Genomic DNA, 25,774 nt, shown 5'->3' with positions numbered 1-25,774 from the left:
CTCAGACGGTCCACGCATCGGGGCCGTCGAGCAGGTCTTGCAGCGACGGTGTGTCGCCGGCGAGCGTGGCCTGCTCGCGGCTCAGGTCGTCGTATGTCGGTCGGTCGACCTGGCGGAAGATGCCGATCGGTGCACGCCTGAGAATGCCGCTGTCGGTGATGCGCGACAGCGCGAACGCCATGGTCGCGTCGGGGGCGTAGGCGTCGTGGACCAGCACGTCACCCACGTTGGAGTCGTCGACCTCGACGACCTCGACTCCGCCACCGGACGAACGGACGACGCCGAGGTGGCCCTCGAGGCCGAAGCGGATCGGCTCGCCGTGCTCCAGCGGGATGATGGCCTCGTCGCGGGTGCTTGCGTCCTTGACCGCGCCGAAGGCCCCGTCGTTGAAGATCGGGCAGTTCTGATAGATCTCGACCAGCGACGTCCCGCGGTGTCGCGCCGCGGCCGACAGCACAGCTGTCAGGTGCTTGCGGTCCGAGTCGATCGTGCGGGCCACAAAGGTCGCCTCGGCGCCGAGCGCCAACGACAACGGGTTGAGCGGGGCGTCGATCGAGCCCTGGGGGGTCGACTTGGTCACCTTGCCGGGCTCGGAGGTGGGAGAGTACTGGCCCTTGGTGAGGCCGTAGATGCGATTGTTGAACAGCAGGATCGTCATGTTGACGTTGCGCCTCAGCGCGTGGATCAAGTGGTTGCCGCCGATCGACAGTGCGTCACCGTCGCCGGTCACAACCCAGACGCTCAGGTCGGCGCGCGATGTCGCGAGCCCGGTCGCGATGGCCGGGGCGCGGCCGTGGATCGAGTGCAGGCCGTAGGTGTCGAGGTAGTAGGGGAAGCGTGCGGCGCAACCGATGCCGGAGATGAACACGATGTTCTCCCGGCGCAGGCCGAGCTCGGGCATGAAGCCCTGCACCGCGGCGAGGACCGCATAGTCCCCGCAGCCGGGACACCACCGCACCTCCTGGTCGGAGGAGAACTCCTTGCGCGTCTGGAGCTCGTCGGCTGTCGGTATGCCGTCGAGGCCGTTGCCGAGCGGCATGCCGAGATCGATGGTCATGAGGTCTCCCAGTCCGGATCGGTCTTGATGCACAGCTCGATGAAGTGGGCGCCGAGCTCGGCCGCGCCGAACGGCATACCTCGAACGGCGTTGTAGCCCTCGGCGTCGACGAGATACTTCGCGCGCAACAGGCCGCGGAGCTGACCGAGGTTCATCTCAGGGACGATGACCCGGTCGTACGACCTGAGTACTTGTCCCAGATTGCTGGGGAACGGGTTGAGGTGCCGCAGGTGGGCCTGGGCGATGCGATGGCCCGCCACCCGGGCTCGGCGACAGCCGGCGCCGATCGGCCCGTATGTCGACCCCCAGCCGATCACCAGGATCTTGGCCCGACCGTCCGGGTCGTCGACGACGAGGTCGGGGATCGAGTCCGCGACGGCGTCGACCTTGGCCTGACGCGTCCGCACCATCAGGTCGTGATTGGCCGGGTCGTAGGAGATGTCGCCGGTCCCGTCCGCCTTCTCCAGACCCCCGATGCGGTGCTCGAGCCCCGCGACGCCCGGCGGCGCCCACGGACGGGCCAGGGTATGTGGGTCTCGCGAATAGGGGAGGAACACCGAATCAGGATCATGAGACGCAAAGGCCGGCTCGATGCGCGGGAGGGCGGACACGTCGGGCAGCTTCCACGGCTCGGACCCGTTGGCGAGATAGCCGTCGGAGAGCAGGATCACCGGGGTCCGGTAGGTCACTGCGATCCGTGCCGCCTCGATGGCCGCATCGAAGCAGTCGGCGGGTGACTGAGCGGCAACGACCGGCACGGGCGCCTCACCGTTTCGGCCGTTCATGGCCTGGAGCAGGTCGGACTGCTCGGTCTTGGTCGGCAACCCGGTCGAGGGGCCGCCGCGCTGCACGTCGACGACGATCAGCGGAATCTCCAGCATCACCGCGAGCCCGATCGTCTCACCCTTGAGGGCAAGCCCCGGTCCGGAGGTGGTCGTCACCCCCAAGGCGCCGCCATAGCTCGCACCCAGAGCCGCGCCGACACCGGCGATCTCGTCTTCGGCCTGGAATGTCGTGACGTCGAACGCCTTGTGCCTGGACAGCTCGTGCAGGATGTCCGAGGCCGGAGTGATGGGGTAGGCGCCCAGGAACACCGGTAGCCCGGAGAGCTGCCCGGCGGCGACCAAGCCGTAGGACAGGGCGGTGTTGCCCGAGATGTTGCGATAGCGCCCGGCGGGGATCACGGCAGGCTTGACGACATAGGAGACGGCGAACGACTCGGTTGTCTCGCCGAAGTGGAATCCGGTGCGGAGCGCGGCGATGTTGGCGTCGCGGATGTCGGGGTCGGCCGCGAACTTGCGCTCGAGGAACGTGGTGCTGCCCTCGATCGGACGACCGAACATCCAGCTGACGAGGCCGAGCGCGAACATGTTCTTGGCGCGAGAGGCGTCCTTGCGGGACAGGCCGAACTCGGCGACCGAGCCGACCGTCAACCCGGTCAGATCGATCGCGTGCAGCTGATAGGCGTTGAGCGATCCGTCCTCGAGCGGGTTGCCGGCATAGCCGACGCGCTTGAGGTTGCGATCGGTGAACTCGTGGGCGTCGACGATTGCTGTCCCGCCGGGCTGCAGGTCGGCGATGTTGGCCTTGAGCGCCGCCGGGTTCATGGCGATCAGGACGTCGGGCCGATCACCCGGCGTCAGGATGTCGTAGTCGGCGAAGTGGATCTGGAACGAGGAGACGCCCGGAAGGGTGCCTGCGGGGGCACGGATCTCGGCAGGGAAATTGGGAAGCGTCGACAGGTCATTGCCGAAGTCGGCCGTGTCCTGCGTGAAACGGTCACCCGTGAGCTGCATGCCGTCGCCGGAATCGCCAGCGAAGCGGATGACGACCCGGGTACGTTCCTCGACCGGCTTGGGTCCTGTCGATTCCTCTGCCGTCATCCCCACCTGCTTCCGTGTGTCCTCCCTCACACCGTACCGACTGGCCGGGGATCGCGACGTGTCAGGCCGCGGCGCGCCCCCCGATCTCGGCTTGCGGTTCCAGGGCAAGAGCCAGGACCTCGGCGACGTCGGCCACCGGGCGTACGTCAAGGTCCGCGAGGACGTCCGCGGGCACATCGGCGAGGTCGACCTCGTTGCGTGCGGGGATGAAGACGGTCTTGAGACCGGCCCGCTGGGCGGCCATGAGCTTTTGCTTGACGCCTCCGATCGGCAGGATCCGCCCGTTGAGGGTGACCTCGCCGGTCATTCCGACATCGGCGCGGACGTTGCGGCCAAGGGCCAGGGAGGTGAGCGCCGTGACCATCGTGATGCCCGCAGACGGACCGTCCTTGGGCACCGCACCGGCCGGCACGTGGAGGTGGATCGCCCGCTCCAGGGTTTCCGGGGCGATGCCGATCGCTTCGGCGTGCGACCGGACGTAGGACAGCGCGATCTGCGCTGACTCCTTCATCACGTCACCCAGCTGGCCGGTGATCGCCAGGCTGCGCTCGCCGTCGTAGGCGCTGGCCTCGATGAACAGCACGTCGCCGCCGAGCCCGGTCACCGCGAGCCCGGTCGAGACGCCGGGCACGGCCGTACGTTCCTCGGACTCGGGAACGAACCGCGGCCTGCCGAGGTAGTCCACGAGGGTCAGCTCGTCGACCACGACGGGCAGGTCGACGGAGGGGTCGGCCAGTCTGGTCGTGACCTTGCGGAACACCTTGGCGAGGAGTCGCTCCATCTGGCGCACCCCGGCCTCACGGGTGTGCGACGCGGCGATCTCCCGCAGGGCCTCGTCGGTGATCGTGACCTCGTCGCTCGTCAGCGCAGCACGCTCGAGCTGACGAGGAGCGAGGTAGTGACGGGCGATCGCAACCTTGTCGTCCTCGGTGTAGCCGTCCAGCTGGACGAGCTCCATGCGGTCGAGCAGGGCCTGCGGGATCGACTCGACGACGTTGGCGGTCGCCAGGAACAGCACGTCCGACAGGTCGAGGTCCAGATCGAGGTAGTGATCGCGGAATGTGTGATTCTGCGCCGGATCGAGCACCTCGAGGAGCGCCGCCGCGGGATCGCCGCGATAGTCGGCGCCGACCTTGTCGATCTCGTCGAGCAGCACCACGGGGTTCATCGAGCCGGCTTCGCCGATCGCGCGGACCAGGCGGCCGGGCAGCGCGCCGACATACGTCCGACGGTGGCCGCGGATCTCTGCCTCATCGCGGACACCACCCAGGGCGACCCGGACGAAGTTGCGCCCGAGGGCACGCGCGACGCTCTCGCCGAGCGAGGTCTTGCCGACGCCGGGAGGGCCGACAAGAGCCATGACGGCGCCCGATCCGCGGCCACCGACGACCTCCAGGCCACGCTCGCTCCGCCGGGCGCGCACCGCGAGGTACTCCACGATCCGGTCCTTGACGTCGTCGAGGCCGTGGTGATCGGTGTCGAGGACCTCGCGGGCGGCGGCGATGTCGGTGCGGTCATCGGTCTTGACGCCCCAGGGGAGCTCGAGGACGGTGTCGAGCCACGTGCGGATGTAGCCCGCCTCGGGGTTCTGGTCACTGCCTCGCTCGAGCTTGGCGACCTCCCGCAGGGCGGCCTTGCGAACGTCCTCGGGCAGGTCCGCCTCCTCGACCCGGGCGCGGTAGTCCTGGGTGCCCTCGGGCTCGTCGTCGCCGAGCTCCTTGCGGATCGCGGACAGCTGCTGTCGCAGCATGAACTCACGCTGGTTCTTCTCGATGCTCTCGTGCACCGAGTCGGCGATGCTCTCGTTGACCTCGGCCTCGGTGAGATAGGTGCGGGCCCACTCGATCAGCACGGTCAGGCGCAGGTCGACCTCGGGGGTCTCGAGGAGCTGACGCTTCTGCTCCAGGTCGAGGTATGACGCATAGCCCGCGGTGTCCGCGAGTGCGCCGGGATCGGTCAGCCGCTGGACCGAGTCGATGACCTGCCAGGCGTTGCGCTTCTGCAGGATCGTGACGAGGAGGCCCTTGTACTCAGTGGCCAGATCGCGAATGGCTTCGGTGGCAGGCTCGTCCTCGATCAGCTCGGCCTCGACCCACAAGGCGGCGCCGGGGCCAGTCACACCGCCTTGGATATGGGCGCGCTGCTCGGCCTGGATGACGGCGCCGGGGCCTCCGCCGGGGAGGCGGCCGACCTGCTGGATCGTCGCGATGACGCCGTGCGTCGCATATCGGTCCTCGAGACGGGGGGCGACCAGCAATCGGTCGTCGTTGCTGGTCCGGGCGGCATCGACGGCCGCGCGGGACGCGTCGTCGAGCTCGATCGGTACGACCATGCCCGGCAGCACGACGACGTCTGCCAGGGCCAGGACGGGGAACTTCTGCAATGCGGTCATGCCGTGCTCCTCAGAGTTGAGTCTGACGGGCTCAACTGCGGAGACGGGGTGGGCATTCCGGCCCGTGACGCGTGTTCGCTGAGGGCGGATCGGGTGTGCCCTAGGCGCGGAGGAACGCGAGCACGGCCAGCACCCGCCGGTGGTCGCGCTGGTCGGGCTGGAGGTCGAGCTTCGTGAAGATGCTGCTGACGTGTGCCTCGACGGTCTTGACGCTCAGGTGCAGCTCGACGGCGAGTGCCCGGTTGCTGAGGCCTTGCGCCATGAGCGAGAGGACGTCGCGCTCGCGACCGGTCAAGATGCCGAGGGGATCGTCCTCACGGCGACGGGCGATCAGCCGGGCGACGAGCTCAGGGTCGATCACGACCTCGCCGCTGGCGACCCGGCGGACGTCGAGCGCGAACGCCGCGAGGTCCGAGACCCGGTCCTTGAGGAGATACCCGACGCCCCCCTCGAACTCGGTCATCAGCCGCAGGGCGTGGTGCGCTTCGACGTGCTGTGAGAGCAGCATCAGACCGACGCCGGGTGCCGAGGCCCGGATCGCCACCGCCGCGTCGACCCCTTCGGCAGAATGGGTCGGTGGCATGCGGATGTCGATGATCGCGACCTCAGGAGGATCGGCGAGCACCAGCTCGACCAGTGACGAGCCGTCGCTCGCCTGGCCGGTGACCTCGAACCCGGACTCGGCGAGCACGCGAGCGACTCCCTCGCGGAACAGGACGGCGTCATCGGCCAACATCACGCGCACGGGAGCTCCATTCGCAAACAGGTCCCGCCGTCGGCGGGGGACTCCACGGCGAGGCGACCGCCGAGCGAGGTGACCCGATCCGCCATGCCTGCCAGTCCGCCGCCGGTGGTCACGCCGCCGCGTCCGTCGTCGGTGACGTCGAGGCGAAGGGTTGAGGGCGTACGCACGACGGAGACCGCGCACTGGCTGGCCCCGCTGTGCCGGGTCGCGTTGGTGAGTGCCTCGCTGGCGACGAAGTATGCGGTTGCCTCGATCTCCGGCGGACATCGGTCGGTCATGTCGACAGCGAGCCGGACCGGGATGGTCGAGCCGTCGACGAGGCGCTCGAGGGCGGCAGCGAGGCCGTCCTGGGTGAGCACCGCGGGGTGGATTCCGCGCGCCAGCTCACGGAGCTCGGCCGTCGCGTCGAGTAGTTGTCGTCGTGCCGAAACGGCTGCGGCGACGAGCTCGGGGTCGCCGGCCCTCTCGGCCCGGTCCACGAGTCGCCCCAGGTCGATCCCCAGGGTCACCAGTCGATGTTGAGCGCCGTCGTGCAGGTCACGCTCGATTCGTCGGCGGGCATCGTCCTGTGCCGTCACGATCCGTTTGGCCGCGGCCCGGAGCTCCCGCAGGAGCACCTCGTAGGCAGACTCCACGATCGCGATTCCCGCGGCGACGGGGACGAGCGACACCGCCAGCACGCCGGCGCGAGGGGAGCCGTCCGTGGCCAGACCGAGGAGCAACACCACCGCGCTCCCTGCGACGGCCGAGACGAACCAGCGCAGCTGATGCGCCTCATCGGTTGACGCCCGGCGAAGCCTGGCCACCACGCACATCGCCCACAGGAGCTGGAACGCCGTGTAGCACACGGGTCTCGCCACGTCGAAGAACGACTCCGCGGCCTGGCCACCCGGCAGGTCGAACGGGTGCGCGACGACGATGCCCGTGCGGGCGTACTCGACGGGCCAGAGCGCGGAGACCATCGAGAGCACCACGGCAGCGCCGAGCATGATCCTGAAGGCGATGGTCCACGCCGGCCCCGGCAGGCGCCCGTCAGGAAATCCCATGATGGCGGCACCGGCGAGGGCCAGCACCAGGGGGAGCGGCCAGACCCCGAACCAGGCGACCCACTCCGCCGCCGGGAAGTCGCCGTGCTGCCCGACCTGACGGCCGAAGAACATCACTGCGTGCGCCACTCCCGCGGCGAGGAACAGCTTGGCCTCGCGCTGGCCGGGCTGCCGATGGAGCACGAAGGAGCCCACCGCGGTGAAGGAGAGTGCGAGCAGTCCGTTGTGCAGGTTGTCGAGCCGGAACCCCAGGGTGAAACCGGTTGCGACGAGCAGGCCCGTCCCCGCGACGACGAGGAGCAGCGGGCGTCTCATGGCGCGTTAGTGGCACAGGTTGACGTCTCGCGTATGGGGGCTGACCCTCAAGATCTCCCGGGTCGGCCCCGACGCCGAGTGCCATCTCGCCGCGGGACAGTGGCTCCATGAACCTCTTGAAGACATCCCGGACTAACCGGACACCCACCGACCTGCTGCTGAACGGCGCGCTCGTCGTCGCTCCGCTGCTCTATCTGCTGGTCGACTGCCTCTATGCCGCCCGTGGTTGGGAGGATCCCGACGCCGGGGCACTCCACGCGCTCGGCGCCATCGCCTACGCCTTCGTGCTCGTGCGCATCGCGACCTGGACGCACGGCTGGTTGGCTGCGTGGACGTTGTTCGTCGGCATCGTCGGTGCTGCCGGCAACATGGCCTACGGCTTCAACACGATCCACGTCGCGCTCGGCGGGGTCGACCTGGTCGACACCAGCGGTCCGGGCGCGATCATCAAGCCGCTGGGGCTGTTCTTCCCGGTGTCACTGGTCTTGGCTGCCGTCGTCCTGCGACGGTTGGGCGTTCGCCTGGCGGCCGTCAGCGTCGCCGTGGCCGCAGTGCTGTGGCCCGTCGCGCACATCGGCAACATCGCGGGACTGGCGGTGGCGGTCAACGTCCTGCTCGTCCTGGCGTTCGTCCCGTTGGCGTGGAAGGTCTGGCCTCAGAGTGACGTGGACAGGCATTCCGGCACACCGGAGGTGTTCGGACGGATCAGGTGACCAGCGGATTGCGCGTCGCCAGGGTTGGGAAGTAGCTGAAATCGCGATCGGCGGTCCATAGCTCGGTGACTCCGTGGTCGAGGCAGATCGCCGCGATCCGGGCATCGTGGACCCGGGGGCCGACGATCGATCCGCTGCGGAGCAGATCGGCGAGCAATGAGGCGTGGTTGTCGGTCTCGCCGATCGGGCCGAAGCCGGGCGTGGCGATCAGGGCAGCAACCGCTGCGACGGCCGTGTCGACCGGCGTGGGGGGCTGATAGATGCGTGGGTGGGTCACGATTGCGAGGAACTCGTGCAGGCAGGGCCAGGGCACGGCCCATGGCCGTTGGCCTTCGGCGAGCGCTCGGATGGCCTGGAGGGCAGGTCGGTGCTGAGGGCTGTCCTCTCGCTGCGCGTAGACCAAGATGTTGGTGTCGACCGCGATCATCGTGGCAGGTCGTAGGCGAGATCGGTCATCGTCGCCGGATCGATGTCGGCTCGCAGGCCCGAGCCGCCTGAGGTCGGGAAGGCGAAGTCCGGCTTGACCTGGGGAGTGGAACGGCGCTCGATCTCACGAGTCAGACCCTCGATCATCAGCTCGCGCATCGTGGCACCCTCTGATCGGGCCAGGCGCTTGACGCGGCGGATCAGCTGATCGGGAAGATCGATCGTCGTCTTCATACTGCCGACCATATCAGGTGACCCATACACCCATATCGCCCGCCGGAGCCGCTCCACGATACGTTGAGACATGCCCGAGTCGATCGACGATCACGTCGTCCGGCGGCTGCGCACGTGGCCGACACACCTGGCGAAGAGCGAATCCGGCGGAGAATACCCGGGCACCCTGCTCGCGTACTTCGACGCACAGCTCCAGAGTCGCCACCTCGACCTCGCGATCAGGTGGTTGCAGGGCAAGGGTGAGGCGTTCTACACGATCGGCTCGGCCGGTCACGAGAGCAACGCGGCCGTCGCGATGGCGCTGCGCCCCTCCGACCCGGCGCTGTTGCACTACCGTTCCGGCGGGTTCTATGCCGCCCGCGCCGCCCAGGTGCCGGGGTCCACGGCTGTCGACGACGTGCTCAACGGTGCCCTCGCGTCGATCGCCGACCCGATCTCGGGTGGGCGCCACAAGGTCTTCGGCCACGCCGGACTCAACGTCGTCCCCCAGACCTCGACGATCGGCTCCCACCTGCCGCGCGCGTTCGGGCTGGCGTTCGCGATGGGTCGATCGAGCCGGACCGAGGTCACTCCGCCGTGGCCGCTCGACTCGGTCGTGGTCTGCAGCTTCGGCGATGCGTCGGCCAACCATTCCACTGCGGTCGGTGCGCTCAACGCGTCGGCATATTGCGCGCACCAGGGCCTACCCCTCCCGATCCTGTATGTCTGTGAGGACAACGGGATCGGCATCAGCACGAAGTCCCCGAGCGGATGGGTCGAACGGTCGTTGGGCTCCTGGCCGAGCATCGAGTACGCCTCGGCTGACGGGATCCGGCCGGTCGAGCTGCTCGCGAGCGCGGCTCGCCTGGTCGAGCGGGTGCGAACCGAGCGGCGGCCCGCGATCCTGCACCTTCGTACTGTGCGGTTCATGGGACACGCGGGCTCGGACGCCGAGCTGGCCTATCGCTCCACGCGCGAGATCGAGGACGACTATGTGCGGGATCCGCTGCTCGCGACCGCCGCTGAGCTCATCGGTGCGGGGGTGCTCACCCCAGATGACGTGCTGGCGCGATATGAGGATGCACGGGAGGCGGTGATGGAGCGGGCCACGGCGCTCGCCGGCACGACGCGCCTCGATGAGGCGGAGGCGATCACCGCGCCGATCACGATGCGCCGATCGCGCCGAGATGTCCTCGCTTCACCCGGTCGCCGGGCGCTGGCCTTCGGCCCGAAGCTCCCTGAGAGCGAGGGACCGTTGACGCTCGCGCAGAGCATCAACGCAGCGCTCAGGGACGCGCTGGCTGCGCGCCCCGATGCCCTGGTCTTCGGCCAGGATGTCGGCCGCAAGGGCGGCGTGTATGGCGTGACACGCGGGTTGCGCAAGGCGTTCGGGGCCGAGCGGGTCTTCGACACCCTGCTCGACGAGCAGACGATCCTGGGCTCGGCGCTTGGTGCGGCGCTGGCCGGCTTCCTCCCGATCCCCGAGATCCAGTACCTCGCCTACCTGCACAACGCCGAGGACCAGCTGCGCGGTGAGGCCGCGACACTGCGCTTCTTCTCCGACGGTCAGTACGAGAACGGGATGGTCGTGCGGGTCGCCGGGCTGGCATACCAGAAGGGCTTCGGCGGGCACTTCCACAACGACAACTCGGTCGCGGTCCTTCGCGACATACCCGGACTGGTGCTGGCAGTCCCGACCCACCCGGGCAGCGCGCCCGGGCTGCTGCGCGAGTGCCTGGCGCTGGCGGGGGAGGGCCGGGTGTGCGTCTACCTCGAGCCGATTGCTCTCTATCACCAGCGCGACCTGTTTCCAGGCGATGCGGCGTGGACGTCCGCCTACGTGCCGCCAGCCGGGTGGCCCGCCAACGCGTCCTGCGAGCTCGGTCGCGTCCGCACGTATGGCGAGGGGCGCGACGTCCTGCTCGTGACATTCGGCAACGGGGTCCGGATGAGCCTGCGGGCGAGCGCCGACCTCGCCGTGGACGGCACCGACTGCACTGTGCTCGACCTGCAGTGGCTGGCACCGCTCCCGTGCGAGGAGCTGCTGCGGGTGGCGGCGGGATTCGGCGCGGTCGTGGTGGTGGACGAGACACGGGCGAGCGGAGGGGTCTCCGAGTCGGTGATCACCGCGCTCGTCGACGGCGGCTATGACGGCCGGCTCAAGCGGGTCACGAGCGTCGACAGCTTCATCCCTCTCGGGCCCGCCGCTGATGCTGTCCTGCTGTCGGAGGCCCAGATCATCGCAGCCGTGCGTGAGGTCAGCTGAGCGACCGGCGTGCCTCGCCAGGCGTCATCGCCTCACACCCGTGGGCGACGGCCTCGGCGACGATGTGCGGCTCGTCGCGCATGAGTCGCCATCCCCGGCGCAGGAGGACCCAGGGCGATTTGCGTCCCTCGCGCAGGTCGCGGCTGAGGCGGAGGACGAACGTGACGATCCGGTTGCGCCGCAGACAGATCGCTGCGTCGAGGAGGCCGGCCTCGCGGCACGCGTCGACGATGACCGGGGCGAAGAGTCCCTCGGCGATGAACCGGCCGCCCGGCGCCGACAACGTCTGGGTTCCCGTACGCCTGCTGGTCGCGATGTCGTAGACCGGGACCTCAGCCGTCCCGGAGGCACACAGCTCCGCGATCGTGTCGACCGCGTCTGCGGCACTCCACGAGGCGGGATCGTCCCAGTCGACGATGCCAAGCGTCGAACGAGGCAGGTCCGGCTCGTCGGCGTCGCGATAGAAGTCGTCGAGGCGCAGCACCGGCCAACCGAGGCGCTCGGCCAGGTGCGACTTGCCTGACCCCGATGGCCCGGCAAAGATCACGACGCCCATGGGGCACCAGCCTAGGTGAGCGGGTCCCAAGCAGCCCGATCCGTCCAGCTATGCGCCAAGAATCGACAAGAAGGCCTTGGTCTGGCCACGAGTCCAAGTCACCCGGATGGACGCAGGTCTGGTCAGGGAAACGGCCGGTGAGTGAGCCGGCGTAGGATTTAGCGGTGGCACCCGGCATCGCCGTGGCTGTGGAAGGAGGGCGCATGAGGAACCAACCGATGCTCTGACCATCTGGTCGGAGCGGAATGGAGTCCTCATGGGCAGCAAGCCCTTCTATCGGCGGCGGTTCCTCAACCGCCGCGGTCATCACGCAGGTGCCTTCGTGCTCGCCGAATGCAAGATTGAGACCTGGCAGGATCGGGCCGGACTTGACGCGTTCGTGACCATCGCTGACTGCAGTCGGGTGGTGACCCTCGACCTCAGTGGCGCTACCACCTCAGAGATCAGCAACGCACTCTTCAAAGCCCGGATCTTGCGGGACACTCTTGTCGACCTGACCGCCACGCTTGAGCGGATGGCGGACGACGTGCTCGGTCCTCGGTCTCGCGGGTAATCCAGGATGTGCCCAGAGCCTGGGTGCCATGATCAGGGGATGACGGCCGCCCTCAGATGCTCGTGCTGCAGCAGACGTAAGCCACGTTCCGCCCTCCACGCCTTGGGCACTGACACGTACATCTGTCGCCGGTGCGGCCTATGGGTGGCGCTGCGACTGCGGCGGGACCCGGTCAACGGCTAGTCAATGCCGATTGCTCCGGCGAAAAGGCTTGTATCCCGTACCTACGTACGGGATTACAGTTGAAGCATGAGCGAAAAGTTGCTGATGCTGGATGACTGGATTCCCGCGGCGTGCACATTGCCGACCGTGGAGCTACCACTTCGGCGAACAGAGTTCGACGACCTGTTCTCGGCAGACGTGATCGACGTCGCCAGGGCCACGTCCGGCTCCCTTCGCCTCGAGCTCGACCCGACGCCAGCGGTCGCTGCCCGGGCTGCGGGCTTGGCGGCCAAAGAAACATCCTGCTGCTCGTTCTTCACCTTCGCGCTGACCATGACCGGAGGGACCATCGTTCTGACAGTCAGCACTGAACTGCACCATGAGCCCATCCTTGACGCTCTCGCCTCTAGAGCTGAGTCGATGGCCCGGGGTCTCCAATGAATGCCGCACTGCGATCTGGACAAGTCGCCCAGGCGGTCGGCGTCAACGTGGAGACGCTCCGCTACTACGAGAGGCGGGGAATCATCGCAGAACCAGACCGCAGCTTGGGTGGACACCGGCTCTATCCAGAGGAGACGGTGACGACTCTGCGTGTCATCAAGGCTGCTCAAAATCTCGGGTTCACCCTTGATGAGGTGGCTGAGCTGTTGGAGGCGGGAAAGCACCACCACGGTGCAGGACTCCAGTCTCGAACCGAGGCAAAACTCGCTGAAGTCGACAAGAAGATTGCGGACCTGAGTGTGATCCGTGCCAGTTTGATCGAGGCACGCGACGCCGGGTGTGACGACCTGATGCAGTGCGCAGAATCGGACTGCTGCCCACTCCCGTTCGTGCAGATCGACCCACGCCGCGAAGCGAGCCCGGCGTGAAGAACCGACACCTGGTCGGCGCCGGTGCCGCCGCATGTGCCGTCTGTTGCGCAGCGCCCATCCTGACAGTGCTAGGTGTAGCCGGTGCCGCAGCAACCGTCGCGACCTTCGCCTTCGCCGGCGCCGTGTTCGGACTCGTGGTTGCGAGTGCCGCCGTGCTGGCGTTAGGAAACCATCGACGGCGCCGGTCCTCGAGCAACTGCACTGCCGGGAAGGAACCGACCTTCATCGACATCTCGCCGGTCCGCCCAGTGGCGAGTGTCTCGCTGGTCGACAAAGAACCAGCTCAACGAGCGGAAGTTGATCGCATCACTCGGCGCTTTGCCCGGGCACAGCGGAGCAGGTAGAACGGGCTGGGCGGGACCCAGCCGAGTTGAAAGGCCTGTCCGAGGTCGTCGCGAACTGCCCAGTGTTCGATGACGAGACCGTCCGCGACCCGAAACCAGTGACTCTGACGTACGGCGAAGGTCTTGCCAGTGGGCGCCCACACCTGATCGACGCTGCCCTCGCTGTCGTAGAGGTCGAAGGGGCCGACATGCCTGCCGCTCATGGTCGTGTCGACGACGACGAGTCCGCTCTCGGCCACGACGTGTTCGACACGGTGGTTCAGGTCCGCGAATGCAGCGCGCAGCCAGAGCGCGGTTGCGTGAAATCCCTCCGGTCCGCCGGCTCGGCAGGCCGGCGGTTCGTTGGAGCCCTCGTGATTGACGGCCCCCAGGGCGACTACCTCGTCGAACTCCGGACGATCGCCGTTGGCGATGATGTCGATGCTGCGGAGCGCGGCAGTGCGCGCAGTATCCAACGGGGCTGTCATCCTTCACACTTTCGGTAGAGTCGAACAATATCTAATGTGAGGATGGAGCCTGATGGGCGATTCGGTCAAGGGGCAATCCCGTGCATACGACGCCAGTGGTCGTCGCGAAGCTGCCCGCGCGACCAGGCGCACCGTCGTGGCGGCGGCGAAGACACTGCTCGAGGAGCGTGGGTACAACGCGACCACCTTCGCGGAGGTCGCCCGTCGAGCCGGGGTTTCACCAGCAAGCGTCTATCAGCGATTCGGGAACAAAGCGGCCCTGTTCAAGGAGGTCTTCGACGACACCATTGCCGGTGATGACGAGCCTGTCGCCGTTGCCGAGCGGCCGGAGGCTCTCCGTATCCAGGAGGAGCCTGACGTCAAGGCCAAGCTGCGCATTTTCGCAGAGGGCGCAGCCACTCGCGCCGCCCGCTCGGCCCGAGTGCAGCTCGCGCTTCGCAACGGCGCCCCCATCGACCCCGCCGTCGCCGACCTCTGGCAACTGATTCAGGCCCAGCGACTCACCGGGATGACGATGCTGGCAAGCCACCTGGTCGACACCGGCCGGCTCCGTACTGGGATCGAGGTCGCCGAAGCCAGAGAAGTGCTGTGGACTTGCATCTCCGTCGAGGTCTATGACCTGTTCGTCATCCAGCGGGGTTGGAGCCGCGACGCTTACGCCGAGTGGCTCTATCGCACACTCATTGCCTCACTGACCGAGCAATGAGCCAGTTTTTGCAGCGTCCCTCGTCAGATGCGTGCATCAAAGGCGGCGAAAGACGCAGGATTTGGCTGAGGGAGCTGCACGATTGTTGGTGATCGCGCGCGAGCTTGGCCATCGTCAACGACACGCTCTCCGAGGAGCACCACCGAAGGTCATAAACCTCGACTGCTGGTTACAGCTCTTTGCCGCCGAGCTGGAATTGAGCACCGCCCGGGCCCCGGATCAACTTCGAACCTCGACGTTGCAAAGGGAGGTTATGACCATCGTTTGCGACTCCGCCCTCATGGCCCTGCGGGTTCGACTCGAAGTGCGCGTCAGAGAGCAGGAGTGTCGGACGAGCGATTGGGGGCGGTATCGGTGACCTGCGTTTGCGAGAGAGTCGAGACTCACGATGTACCGAGCTCGGTCAACGCACCATGCTGTTGTCGCGAATCGGTGCGAGGCGGGCGCTCACGCTGAGCAGGGTCTCGATGATGAAGTCCTCACGGCCGCCACCGAGGCGGCTGATCGGTACCGCGACGCTCAGGGCGTCAACGGAGTTGTTCGTAAATGGCAGAACCACGCCGAAGCAGCGCACACCCATGCAGGATTCCTCGCTCTCGACCGCGTAGCCCATCAGCTCGGCCTGGTCGATGATGGCGAGCACTGCGGCCTTGTCGGTCGTCGTGTGGGGGGTCATCGCGGTGATGTGGTCGGGAACGAGACCGCACCGCAGATCGGCCGGCAGCTTGGACAGGATTGCCCGCCCCAGCGAGGTCGAGTACGCGGGGAGCCGGCGACCCACGGCGGAGTGCATGCGCAGCGGGTGCACCGACTCACGTTTGGCCGTGTAGATGACATGGGAGCCGTCAAGGCGGCCGAGGTGGACTGTTTCCTCGGTGGCGGCAGCGACCTCCTCCATCACGGGAGTCGCGCGCGAGAGGACCGGGTCTCCGTCGAGGTACGCCGAGCTGACGACCAACGAATGGATCCCCAGCATGTAGACGCTGCCGGTGGGGTCGGTCTGTAGCCAGCCACGGTCGGTCATCGTCCGCAGCAGTGCGTGCAGGCTGCTCTTGGGGATGCTGAGTCGTTGGGACAACTGCAGCTGCGTTCCCGGACCGTGCGCCGCGATCTCGTCCAGGAGGTCCATCGCACGCGCCGCTGACTTGACGGGGCCGGCGGCTGCACCGTTGTCGAGGGTGCCCTCGACCGCTCTCACATCCTGCATCGCGCACCCCTTGGTCGGATCGATGGACCCACGTTCCACCGCTTCGCCTCATCCTAGCCGATTTCACATATATGGACCAGTTTCAGATTCTTGACTGTGACCCCGGTCACCTGTAGCGTTCAGTTCACATAGAGGAACGTGGTTCACAAAATCGAGGAGCGGCCCACAACATGATTCAGGTTAGATATTCGACCTCCCCGTCGAGCGTGGAGACCGCCCACACTGCGGACCTGCGCGCCAACTTTCTCGTGCCGGACCTGTTCGAGACCGGAGAGGTGCACGCGGTCTACACCCACGACGACCGGCTCGTCGTCGGTGGCGCCGTGCCCGGTGATGAGCAGCTGGGGCTGCCAGCTTGGGAAGACGTTCTCGGAGAGAACAGGCATCTGGAGCGTCGCGAGCTCGGCGTCGTCAACGTCGGCAGTGTCGGCCACGTCCTCGTCGACGGCGAGAAGTTCGAGCTTGAGCACCTCGATGGCCTGTATGTCGGCCGCGGGAGTGAGGTCGTCTTCGCCGGGGCCGACGCTGCGTTCTACTTTGTCTCGGCTCCCGCCCACGCGACGCACCCCTCGAGGGCGTTGAGCCACGCCGCCGTTGAGCCGGTGTCGCTCGGCAGCCCTCCGGCTGCCAACGAGCGCAGCCTCTACCGCTATGCCTGGGGTCAAGAGCTCGCGACCTCGGCCCTGCAGTTCGGCGTGACAGTCATCGCTGAAGGTTCGGTGTGGAACACATTCCCCCCGCACCTGCACGACCGCCGTACCGAGGTCTACTGCTACGTCGACCTGGCCGAAGACGACCGGGTCTTCCACCTGATGGGTCAGCCCGGTGCGACTCGTCACCTGGTTGTGACCAACCGGCAGGCCGTCATCTCACCGCCGTGGTCGATCCACAGCGGCGCCGGCACGGGTTCCTACGCCTTCATCTGGGCGATGAACGGTGAAAACAACTGCTACACCGACCTCGCCGCCGTTGCGGTGGAAGACCTGTGAGCCAGCTGTCGGGAGGTCCCTTCGACCTCAGTGGGCGTACCGCCGTGGTCACCGGGGCAGGGCGTGGCCTGGGTCAGGGCGTCGCGCTCGGCCTGGCGCAGGCCGGTGCCGATCTGATCCTGGTCGGGCTGCCCGGAAGCCAGGACGACACTGCCAAGCTGATCGTCGATCTCGGACGCGAAGCGCAGGTCGTTGACCTCGACATGTCCGACCACGACTCTGTCGCCAGAGTCGGCGTTGAGATCTCCGGCAGCCGACAGATCGACATCTTGGTCAGCAATGCTGGCATCATCGAGCGCGAAGACACCGTCGACCTGACACCCGAGTCCTGGAACCGGGTCCTGGACATCAATTTGTCCGGTCTCTTCTTCCTCACACAGGCGATCGGTCGGCCCATGGTCGAGCGAGGAAACGGCAAGATCGTGAGCATCGCCAGCCTCCTTGCCTTCCAAGGGGGAATCCGCGTGATCTCGTATGCGGCCAGCAAGCACGGCGTCGCCGGCATCACCAAGGCGCTGGCCAACGAGTGGGGTGGCTCTGGGGTGCAGGTCAACGCGATCGCTCCCGGTTACATGGCCACCGACAACACCAGTGCATTGCGCGAGGATCCCGGACGGTCCAAGGCGATCCTCGACCGGATCCCCGCCGGACGCTGGGGGACACCGGAGGACGTCGCGGGTGCCGCGGTCTTCCTGTGCTCGCCCGCTGCCGATTACGTCAACGGCCACGTCTTGGTCGTTGATGGCGGCTGGATGGCCCGATGATCAAGTCGCCCTCGCTCCGCAACCTCACACCGCAACACCAGTTGTTCCTTTCCCACAGTCTCGGACCCCACCACCGCCGGTCACCTGGCATCACGAAAATGAGGATCACACGATGAAGATCACGTCACGCCCCGCAGTTGCACTAGTCGGGCTCTCCCTGGCTGCGATGGCCTTAGCGGGCTGCAGCGAGGAAGCCGCAGGTGGAAGGGACAACGACAAAGCCGGGAAGAGCTCGGCTTGTGCCCCGGAAGATGTTCGACTCGTCGGCCAAGTCCGCAACGAGTCCAACCCCTACGAGGCGTCTTGGCTCGACGGCGGCGACAAATTTGCTGCCATGGTCGGTCTCGAGCAGCAGCGACTGACCTACGACGGTGACTCGACCAAGCAGCAGGAGCAGGTCAGCCAGCTCCTGGCCGGCAACACCGACTGCCTGGTCATGAACATCCTGCCCAACGGCGACTCAGACACCCCGCCGATCGTCGAGCAGGCCCAGGAGGCTGGCGCCTACCTCGTCACCCAGTGGAACAAGCCGTCCGACCTGAACGTCGCAGACTACGACCATTGGGTCACCCACCTGACCTACAACGGCGAGGAGTCAGGCAAGCAGATCGGGGACGCACTCGTCAAGGAGATCGGCGGCAAGGGAGGCATCATCGCGCTCCAGGGCATCCTCGACACGGCTGCCGCCAAGGACCGCTTCGCTGGTCTCGAGGCCTCGCTCTCAGAAAGTCCCGACGTGACCCTGCTCGACCAGCAGACGGCCAACTTCTCTCGCGCCGAGGCACTCGACGTGACCAAGACGCTGCTGGCCAAGCACGGCGACGACATCAAGGGCATCTGGACCGCCAACGACGACATGGCCCTCGGCGCTCTCGAGGCGCTCAAGGCAGCGGGCAAGGAGGGCAAGGTGGCCGTTGTCGGCATCGACGCCGTGCCGGATGCCCTCACCGCCATCCAGGACGGCAGCATGACTGCGACAGTCTCGAGTGACGGCCCATGGCAGGGCGGCATCGGTCTGGCCATTGGCTACTGCGCCGCCACCGGCGAGCTCGACGTCGCTGACATCTCCGACGAGGACCGTGCCTGGTTCGCCCAGCAGTTCCTGATCGACCAGGACAACGTCGCCGACTTCATTTCCCCGGACCTCGACAAGTCCGAGTTCGACTGCGCCAACGTCTTCCAGCGGTCGCAGGGCGCGATTTCGTGATGACGACATCCCCCGCCGAGGACGTCGAGTTCATCGCGGCGCGCCCCCAGCCCCGGCGGGGGGTGTCGTTCCGAGACGCAGGTCCTCCGATCGCGCTGATCGTGATCTTCTGTGTCTTCGCCGCCATCAGCAGCGACTTCCGCACACTCGCCAATGTCCAGAACATCATGGACACGGCCGCCGTCCTCGCGGTCGTCACCTGTGGCATCACGTTCGTGCTGATGATGGGGTCGATCGACCTCTCATCACCTGGCGTCATGGGCGCGGCCGCGATCGCGGTTGCGTTGCTGGTGGCCAACAACCGCAACGACAACGATCTCGGTCTGCTCGGGATTGCCGTAGCAGTCCTACTCGCCGCAGGGCTCGGCTGCGTGAGCGGCTTGGCGCTGGTGCTGCTCAAGGTGCCCTCGTTCATGACCACCCTCGGGGTCTCGGCCATCGGGCTCGGCGTCGCGACGCTGATGTTCAACGGCGTGCAGCCCAATATCACTGACCAGAAGCTCGCCACCTGGGCCGTCGACCGGTTCCTCGGGTTCTCCTACCTGACCTGGATCGCGGTTGGCTGCGTATTGGTCGGTTGGTTGATCCAGCGCTATTCGCGGCTCGGACGCTACGCGTTCGCGATCGGCGGAGCCGAGGAGGTGCTAACGCTGTCGGGCGTGAAGGTCGCGCCCTACAAGGTCGCCGTCTTCACCCTGGCCGGCGCTTTCTACGGCTTGGCCGGCGTCATGGTCACAAGCCAGCTCAGCGCCGGTCTCGTGCAGGCCGGCAAAGGATTCGACTTCGCCGCGATCACCGCCGCCGTCGTGGGTGGCACGCTGCTGACCGGTGGTCGCGGTGGCATCCTCCACTCGGCCGTCGGCGTCCTGCTCGTCACGGTACTCACCAATGGCCTGGTCCAGGTCGGTGTGAGTCCCTACTGGCAGGGCGGCGTCCAGGGCCTCATCGTCGTCGCCGCAGTTGCTGCTGCGGTCTACCCGCAACGTCGAAGGAACCAGGTGACCAAATGAGCATCGAGCTGGAACACGACATCAGCACATCGGGACCCGCGACGGTACCGGCCTTGGAAGCACGAGGACTGCTCAAGCACTACCCCGGGGTCAAGGCCCTGGACGGTGTAGACATGGTCGTCCACCAGAACGAGGTGCTCGGCCTCGCCGGAGAGAATGGTGCTGGCAAGTCGACGTTGCTCAAGGCGCTGGTCGGGCTGGTCAAGCCTGACGCGGGCGACATCTATGTGCGTGGCGAGAAGGTCAGGCTCCGCAGCGTCGTGGACGCCGCCAACCATGGCATCGGGATGGTCTTCCAGGAGCAATCGCTAGTTCCCAACCTCACGGCTGCGGAAAACATCATGCTCGGCTCCGAGGGCCGCGGCGTCCGCGGCGGCATCTACCGCTGGGACTCCATGCGCGAGATGGCCCAGGAACAGCTCGACAAGATCGGGTCCCACATCAACCCACTGGCCCGCACCGACACGCTGTCGTTCGCCGATCGTCAGATGGTCGAGATCGCCAAGGTGCTAAGGATCGAGCAACGCAGCAACAACGCACCGGTGATCATCCTCGACGAGCCCACATCGGTCCTTGAGTCCAAGGAGATCGAAACCCTCTTCACCCAGGTCCGCCGACTGCGCGAGTTCGCGTCGGTCATATTCGTCTCGCACCGTCTCGACGAGGTGCTCGACGTCTGCGACCGGGTCCTCGTGCTGCGCAGCGGCCAGTCCGTGGGCGAGGTGGCGACTGCCCACGCGGCACCAGCCGACCTACACCGGATGATGATCGGCTCGACCGGATCCGATGACCACTACCACGGCAACGCCTTCAAGAAGTCCGAAGAGCAACCTCCGCCTAGACTCACCGTCCGGGGGCTGTCCGGCAACACGTTTCGTGACTTCGACCTCGACGTCCACGAGGGCGAGATCGTCGGCATCGTCGGCGTTCACGGCTCCGGCCGCGAGGACGTCTGCCGGGCGCTGTTCGGCGCCGAGCCGTTCATCGCCGGCGAAGTCACCCTCGACGGCAAGAAGCTCGAACTCTCCGGCACCCGCTCCGCGTGTGCCGCCGGCGTCGCCTATGTCCCGGCCGAGCGCAAGACCGAGGGGATGGTCGGTCCCATGTCGGTGGCAGACAACATGACTTTGACCAAGCAGAAGTCCCGCTGCTCCGGCGTCCTGGTGGTGCCGAAGAAGCAGGCCTCGCTCGTTGACGCCTGGATCGAGCGGCTGTCCATCCGAACGCCCCACCGCGGGACTGCCATCCAGCGGCTCTCCGGCGGCAACCAGCAGAAGGTTGTCCTGGCCCGCTGGCTGGTGGCCGGTGACATCCGGCTGCTGCTGCTGGACCACCCGACCCGCGGCCTTGACATCGGCGCGCGCTCGGAGGTCTACCGGCTGATGCGTGAGCTTGCCGACAGCGGCGTCGCCACCGTGCTCCTCGCCGACAGTCTCGAGGAAGCGATCGGCATGTCCGACCGGATCGTTGTGATGAACGACGGCCACGTGACCAAAGAGGTCGCCTGCCCGACCGGTGCCAAGCCGACCCCACTCGACCTCGTCAAGGAGATGGTCTGAGCCGTGGCTACACCTGTCCTCGCCAAGCACGCATCCGAGCCAGTCGCTTCGGGAGGCCCTTCGGCCGTCCAGCGATTGACGTCGTTCATGCCGCTCATCGCGCTCGTCGCACTGCTTGCCGCGCTGAGCATCGCCGACCCGGACTTCCTTACCCAGAGAAGCCTCACCGCAGCGGTCCGCACGTCAGCGCCCCTTGTCGTGCTAGCCGCGGGCGCAACCCTCGTCGTCCTGTGCGGCGGCATCGACCTGTCGATCGCCGCACTGGCATCGCTGTCGACGGTCTTCTTCGCCATGTGGCTGCCCGACCTCGGCGGCCTCACCACGCTCGCCATTATCGCCGTCGCCGGCGCGGCCGGCGCCATCCAGGGAATCGCGCACGTCTTTCTCCGGATCCCGTCGTTCATCGTGACGTTGGGTGGTATGAGCATCTTCTCCGCGGTCGCCCTCGTCATCTCCGACGCCGGCCCCATCCGCGTCGTTGACCGAGAGGCCACGAACTGGCTCACAACGTACGTCGCCGGCTATGTGCCGATGGAGTTCGCCGTCGCCGTCATCGTGGTGGCGGTAGTCGCGCTGATCCTCAAGCTGACACCGCTACAGAGCTACGTCACCGCGACCGGCTACTCCGAGTCGTCAGCCCGACTGGCCGGCGTGCCGGTCGACCTGGTCAAGGTTGGCGCATTCTGTGTCTCCGGTGCGTGTGCCGGCCTGGCGGCGGTCATGCTCGTCTCGCGCAACTTCAGCGGTAGCCCGACGATGGCCGACAACCTGTTGCTGCCCGCCGTCGCCGCGATCGTCGTCGGCGGTACCGCGATCACCGGGGGCCATGGCTCGCTGTGGCGCTCGCTCGTAGGCGCCCTGGTCATCACTCTGCTCCGGGTTGGCCTGCCCATCGTGGGCGTCCCCTCGGCCTACGAGCAAATCCTCTACGGCGCGATCATCGTCGCCGCCGTCGCCCTGACCCTCGACCGGTCGAAGGTGCTGATCATCAAGTAGCGCCCTCGATCCCTCTCCGTCTCACGACCTGACAAAGCACACACCACCAAGGAAGACACCATGACCACCACCGTCAGCAATGACTACTCCGCCCTACTCCCCTCTGTACGCGAGTTCCTCTCCAAACCACAGCAGCTGCTCATCGGCGGCGCATGGATCGATGCTGCCGACGGCAAGACCTTCGACACCATCAACCCCGCCACCGAGGAGGTCTTGGCCCAGGTCGCCCAGGGCTCCGCGCAGGATGTCGACAAGGCCGTTGCCGCTGCCCGCACCGCCTTCGAGGACGGCTCGCCATGGTCGCGCATGACCCCGCGCGAGCGATCCCACCTGATGTGGCGCATCGGCGACCTGATCGACGAGCACGCCGAGGAGCTCGCGCAGCTCGAGTCCCTCGACAACGGCAAGCGAGTCGTGTCCGCCCACGGCGACGTCGGGGTCGCCGCCGAGCTGTTCCGGTACTTCGCCGGTTGGGCCACCAAGATGGAGGGCACCTCCATTCCCATGTCGGTCCCTGGCCGTGACTTCCACGCCTACACCCGACGCGAGCCGATCGGTGTCGTCGCCGGCATCGTGCCGTGGAACTTCCCTCTCACGATGGCCTGCTTCAAGATCGTGCCTGCCATCACAGCGGGCAACACCGTCGTGCTGAAGCCAGCCGAGCAGACGCCGCTGACGGCTTTGCGACTAGGTCAACTGCTGCTCGACGCCGGCCTGCCCGCCGGTGTCGTCAACGTCGTGACCGGCTTCGGCGACACCGGTGCCGCACTCGTCGAGCACCACGGCGTCGACAAGGTCGCATTCACCGGCAGCACCGAGGTCGGCAAGAAGATCGCCGCCGCGGCTGCCGGGAACCTCAAGAAGGTCTCGCTCGAGCTCGGCGGCAAGGCGCCCAACATCATTTTCGCCGACGCTGACATTGACGCTGCCATCGCCGGAGCCGTACTGGGCGGCTACTTCAACGAAGGCCAGTGCTGCGTCAACGGCTCACGCCTCTACGTCCAGCGGTCGGTCTTCGACCAGGTCATCGAGGGGGTCGCCGCAGCGGCCAAGGCGTTCACCGTCGGTGACGGTTTCAACTCGGCCTCCGACATGGGACCCCTGGTCTCACAGGAGCAGCACGACAAGGTGCTCGGCTACATCCGCGGCGCCCTCCATGATGGCGCGACCATCAACGCCGGTGGCCCAGACGCGCCCTTCAGCAAGGGTTACTTCGTCCAGCCGACCCTTATTACGGGGGTCACCGAGTCGATGGCGATCCAGACCGACGAGATCTTCGGCCCAGTCATCACTGCGATCCCGTTCGACACCGAGGACGAGGTTGTCCAGGCCGCCAACAACACCGTCTACGGCCTGGCCGCGGGTGTGTGGTCGCAGAACATCGGCACCGCCCACCGAGTCGGTGCGCGCCTGCGAGCCGGCACAGTATGGCTCAACACCTGGCACGCCGACGACGTCACCCTGCCCCGCGGTGGTTACAAGCAGTCCGGCTGGGGCCGCGAGCTCGGATCGTTCGGCCTGGACGACTACACCGAGCTCAAGACCGTCATCGCTGAGCTCCGCTGATGGCGCGATCCTCCACCGGAGTGCTCGGAGGCCACCGTGTCGTACCCGTCGTCGTCCTGGATGATCCGGGCCGCGCCGGTGAACTCGGTGTCGCGTTGGTCGCCGGTGGCCTGCCTGTCGCCGAGGTAACGTTTCGGACGCCTCAGGCAGCCAGCGTATTGGCCAAACTCGCCGAACGCTCCGACCTGCTGGTCGGCGCAGGCACCGTCATCACCGCCGCCCAGGTCGACCTGGCCCACGATGCGGGCGCCCGCTTCGTGGTGTCACCCGGGCTGAGCACCGCGGTCGTCCGGCGGTGCCAAGAGCTCGGCCTCCCGGTCTTCCCCGGGGTGAGCACGCCGTCCGAGATCATCGCCGCACTCGACCTGGGCCTCGACACAGTGAAGTTCTTCCCGGCCGAGGCCAACGGCGGACTCCCAATGATCAAGGCTTTCTCGGCGGCATTCCCACAGGTGAGGTTCGTTCCCACCGGTGGCATCACCGCCGACACTGCATCGTCCTACCTGGCCCACCAGTCTGTTGCCGCCGTCGGTGGCAGCTGGATGGTGGCTCCCGACCTGCTCGCCACAGGGCAGTGGGACGAAGTGACCGCACGGTGCGCCGCGACGATGACTGCGACACCTTCGGATCCGGTAATCCAAGGAGCGCCAGCATGATCACGACCCGGCCCATCGACGAGTGCGAGTTCGACATCATCAGCCTCGGCGAGGTGATGCTTCGGCTCGACCCCGGCGAGGGCCGTGTCCGCACCGCGCGACGGTTCGAGGCATGGGAGGGCGGCGGCGAGTACAACGTCGCCCGAGGCATGCGCAAGGTCTTCGGGCTACGCGCCGGGGTCGTCACAGCCCTAGCCGACAACGAGATCGGCCGCCTCGTCGAGAACCTCATCATGCAGGGGGGTGTTGACACCTCGATGATCCGCTGGGAGACCTACGACGGCATCGGGCGCACCGTCCGCAACGGGCTCAACTTCACCGAGCGTGGATTCGGCGTGCGTGGCGCGGTCGGCGTCTCCGACCGCGCCAACACCGCGATCGCCCACATGGCGCCTGGCACCGTGGACTGGGACGACCTCTTCGGCCGGCGCGGGGTGCGGTGGCTGCACACGGGGGGCATCTACGCCGCACTGTCCGAGAACGCCGCCGCGGTCGCCGAGGAGGCCATGTCCGCCGCGCAAAGGCACGGCACCGTGGTGTCCTTCGACCTCAACTACCGGCCAAGCCTGTGGGCCGGTATAGGTGGGCCCAAATTTGCGCGCGACGTCAACACGCGACTGGCCAGCCACGTCGACGTGATGATCGGCAACGAGGAGGACTTCACCGCCTCGCTGGGTTTCGATGTCGACGACGTCGATGAAAACCTCCGGGAGCTGCCCATGGACAGCTTTGCTGCGATGGTCGGCACAGTCGCCGAGAAGATGCCGTGGTTCAAGGTCATCGCGACCACGATGCGTGGGGTCCACAGCGCCAATGACAACGACTGGCAAGCCATCGCTTGGTCGACCCAGACGGGGGTACTGCAGTCGACGGCGCGTGACCACCTCGCGATCTATGACCGAGTTGGCGGGGGCGACGGCTTCGCTTCGGGCCTGGTCTACGGGCTGCTCCAGGGCGAGGACCTCCAGCAGTGCCTCGAGCTCGGCGCCGCCCACGGCGCCCTTGCCATGACGACCCCCGGGGACACTTCGATGGCCGCCCGGGACGAGGTCGTCGCTCTCGCAGGCGGCGGGACTGCCCGTGTTCGCCGCTGAACCGCCCACC

At 67.0% G+C, this 25,774-nt stretch carries 25 protein-coding genes; 15 read left to right on the top strand and 10 right to left on the bottom strand.

The window, feature by feature from the left end:
* Position 1: 1 nt before the first annotated feature.
* From WKF39_RS05010 to WKF39_RS04990, 5 genes are all read right to left on the bottom strand, one after another.
* Positions 2-1,057 carry a 2-oxoacid:ferredoxin oxidoreductase subunit beta gene (locus WKF39_RS05010; protein WP_340386133.1) on the bottom strand — a complete coding sequence of 352 codons (1,056 nt, stop codon included), beginning with the start codon at positions 1,055-1,057 and terminating at the stop codon, positions 2-4.
* A complete protein-coding gene (locus WKF39_RS05005; protein WP_340386132.1) occupies positions 1,054-2,940 on the bottom strand; it encodes a 2-oxoacid:acceptor oxidoreductase subunit alpha in 1,887 nt (628 codons plus the stop codon). Before WKF39_RS05005 ends, WKF39_RS05010 begins: the two co-directional genes overlap by 4 nt.
* Before the next feature lie 61 nt (positions 2,941-3,001).
* On the bottom strand, positions 3,002-5,332 hold the full coding sequence (gene lon / locus WKF39_RS05000; protein WP_340386131.1) for an endopeptidase La: 2,331 nt from the start codon (positions 5,330-5,332) through the stop codon (positions 3,002-3,004).
* 100 nt (positions 5,333-5,432) lie between these two features.
* Positions 5,433-6,068, bottom strand: a complete 636-nt coding sequence (locus tag WKF39_RS04995) for a response regulator transcription factor (RefSeq protein WP_340386262.1) — start codon at positions 6,066-6,068, stop codon at positions 5,433-5,435.
* Positions 6,068-7,438, bottom strand: coding sequence for an ATP-binding protein (locus WKF39_RS04990; protein ID WP_340386130.1), 1,371 nt, complete (start codon positions 7,436-7,438; stop codon positions 6,068-6,070). Before WKF39_RS04990 ends, WKF39_RS04995 begins: the two co-directional genes overlap by 1 nt.
* Positions 7,439-7,545: 107 nt before the next feature.
* Here WKF39_RS04990 and WKF39_RS04985 point away from each other — a divergent pair, with 107 nt between their 5' ends.
* Positions 7,546-8,151, top strand: a complete 606-nt coding sequence (locus tag WKF39_RS04985) for a hypothetical protein (RefSeq protein WP_340386129.1) — start codon at positions 7,546-7,548, stop codon at positions 8,149-8,151.
* Here the strand turns inward: WKF39_RS04985 and WKF39_RS04980 are convergent.
* Complete coding sequence (locus WKF39_RS04980) at positions 8,144-8,578, bottom strand: TA system VapC family ribonuclease toxin (protein ID WP_340386128.1); 435 nt, start codon at positions 8,576-8,578, stop codon at positions 8,144-8,146. The two genes, WKF39_RS04985 and WKF39_RS04980, sit on opposite strands and share 8 nt — an antisense overlap.
* Positions 8,575-8,811, bottom strand: a complete 237-nt coding sequence (locus WKF39_RS04975; RefSeq protein ID WP_340386127.1) for a hypothetical protein — start codon at positions 8,809-8,811, stop codon at positions 8,575-8,577. The genes WKF39_RS04980 and WKF39_RS04975 overlap by 4 nt, the downstream gene beginning before the upstream one ends.
* 70 nt (positions 8,812-8,881) lie before the next feature.
* Here WKF39_RS04975 and WKF39_RS04970 point away from each other — a divergent pair, with 70 nt between their 5' ends.
* Positions 8,882-11,056, top strand: coding sequence for a thiamine pyrophosphate-dependent enzyme (locus WKF39_RS04970; protein ID WP_340386126.1), 2,175 nt, complete (start codon positions 8,882-8,884; stop codon positions 11,054-11,056).
* Here WKF39_RS04970 and WKF39_RS04965 read toward each other — a convergent pair.
* A complete protein-coding gene (locus tag WKF39_RS04965) occupies positions 11,049-11,612 on the bottom strand; it encodes an ATP-binding protein (RefSeq protein ID WP_340386125.1) in 564 nt (187 codons plus the stop codon). The genes WKF39_RS04970 and WKF39_RS04965 overlap by 8 nt on opposite strands.
* 256 nt (positions 11,613-11,868) lie before the next feature.
* On the opposite strand from WKF39_RS04965, the gene WKF39_RS04960 reads away from it, so the two are divergent.
* From WKF39_RS04960 to WKF39_RS04950, 3 genes are all read left to right on the top strand, one after another.
* Entirely contained in the window at positions 11,869-12,165 is a 297-nt protein-coding gene (locus tag WKF39_RS04960) for a hypothetical protein (protein ID WP_340386124.1), read from the top strand.
* A gap of 249 nt (positions 12,166-12,414) precedes the next feature.
* Complete coding sequence (locus WKF39_RS04955) at positions 12,415-12,768, top strand: hypothetical protein (protein WP_340386123.1); 354 nt, start codon at positions 12,415-12,417, stop codon at positions 12,766-12,768.
* Entirely contained in the window at positions 12,765-13,196 is a 432-nt protein-coding gene (locus tag WKF39_RS04950; RefSeq protein WP_340386122.1) for a MerR family transcriptional regulator, read from the top strand. The genes WKF39_RS04955 and WKF39_RS04950 overlap by 4 nt, the downstream gene beginning before the upstream one ends.
* Positions 13,197-13,482: 286 nt before the next feature.
* Here WKF39_RS04950 and WKF39_RS04945 read toward each other — a convergent pair whose 3' ends face one another.
* Entirely contained in the window at positions 13,483-14,010 is a 528-nt protein-coding gene (locus WKF39_RS04945; protein WP_340386121.1) for an ester cyclase, read from the bottom strand.
* Between the two features lie 52 nt (positions 14,011-14,062).
* Here WKF39_RS04945 and WKF39_RS04940 point away from each other — a divergent pair, with 52 nt between their 5' ends.
* Positions 14,063-14,716 (top strand): helix-turn-helix domain-containing protein, encoded by a 654-nt coding sequence (locus WKF39_RS04940; protein ID WP_340386120.1) that lies wholly within the window; start codon positions 14,063-14,065, stop codon positions 14,714-14,716.
* Between the two features lie 403 nt (positions 14,717-15,119).
* Here the strand turns inward: WKF39_RS04940 and WKF39_RS04935 are convergent, their stop codons facing one another.
* Positions 15,120-15,923, bottom strand: a complete 804-nt coding sequence (locus WKF39_RS04935) for an IclR family transcriptional regulator (RefSeq protein ID WP_340386119.1) — start codon at positions 15,921-15,923, stop codon at positions 15,120-15,122.
* A gap of 170 nt (positions 15,924-16,093) precedes the next feature.
* Between WKF39_RS04935 and kduI the strand changes: the two genes are divergently transcribed.
* The 9 genes from kduI (at position 16,094) to WKF39_RS04890 (ending at position 25,764) form a co-directional block, all read left to right on the top strand.
* Positions 16,094-16,912: a 5-dehydro-4-deoxy-D-glucuronate isomerase gene (gene kduI, locus WKF39_RS04930; RefSeq protein WP_340386118.1), complete on the top strand. Its 819-nt coding sequence runs from the start codon at positions 16,094-16,096 to the stop codon at positions 16,910-16,912.
* Entirely contained in the window at positions 16,909-17,676 is a 768-nt protein-coding gene (gene kduD, locus WKF39_RS04925) for a 2-dehydro-3-deoxy-D-gluconate 5-dehydrogenase KduD (protein ID WP_340386117.1), read from the top strand. The genes kduI and kduD overlap by 4 nt, the downstream gene beginning before the upstream one ends.
* 112 nt (positions 17,677-17,788) lie before the next feature.
* Complete coding sequence (locus WKF39_RS04920; protein WP_340386116.1) at positions 17,789-18,883, top strand: sugar ABC transporter substrate-binding protein; 1,095 nt, start codon at positions 17,789-17,791, stop codon at positions 18,881-18,883.
* Positions 18,883-19,893, top strand: coding sequence for an ABC transporter permease (locus WKF39_RS04915; RefSeq protein ID WP_340386115.1), 1,011 nt, complete (start codon positions 18,883-18,885; stop codon positions 19,891-19,893). Before WKF39_RS04920 ends, WKF39_RS04915 begins: the two co-directional genes overlap by 1 nt.
* Positions 19,890-21,452 (top strand): sugar ABC transporter ATP-binding protein, encoded by a 1,563-nt coding sequence (locus tag WKF39_RS04910; RefSeq protein WP_340386114.1) that lies wholly within the window; start codon positions 19,890-19,892, stop codon positions 21,450-21,452. Before WKF39_RS04915 ends, WKF39_RS04910 begins: the two co-directional genes overlap by 4 nt.
* Before the next feature lie 3 nt (positions 21,453-21,455).
* Positions 21,456-22,448, top strand: a complete 993-nt coding sequence (locus WKF39_RS04905; protein ID WP_340386113.1) for an ABC transporter permease — start codon at positions 21,456-21,458, stop codon at positions 22,446-22,448.
* A gap of 60 nt (positions 22,449-22,508) precedes the next feature.
* Entirely contained in the window at positions 22,509-24,014 is a 1,506-nt protein-coding gene (locus WKF39_RS04900; protein WP_340386112.1) for an aldehyde dehydrogenase family protein, read from the top strand.
* A complete protein-coding gene (gene eda / locus WKF39_RS04895) occupies positions 24,014-24,670 on the top strand; it encodes a bifunctional 4-hydroxy-2-oxoglutarate aldolase/2-dehydro-3-deoxy-phosphogluconate aldolase (RefSeq protein WP_340386111.1) in 657 nt (218 codons plus the stop codon). The genes WKF39_RS04900 and eda overlap by 1 nt, the downstream gene beginning before the upstream one ends.
* Positions 24,667-25,764 (top strand): sugar kinase, encoded by a 1,098-nt coding sequence (locus WKF39_RS04890; RefSeq protein WP_340386110.1) that lies wholly within the window; start codon positions 24,667-24,669, stop codon positions 25,762-25,764. The genes eda and WKF39_RS04890 overlap by 4 nt, the downstream gene beginning before the upstream one ends.
* Positions 25,765-25,774 lie beyond the last annotated feature (10 nt).

Origin of the sequence: Aeromicrobium sp. (genome assembly GCF_037719875.1) — a bacterium.
Taxonomy (GTDB): Bacteria; Actinomycetota; Actinomycetes; order Propionibacteriales; family Nocardioidaceae; genus Aeromicrobium.
The sequence above is the reverse complement of the archived record's forward strand: the minus strand, read 5'-3'. Positions and strand labels throughout refer to the sequence as shown.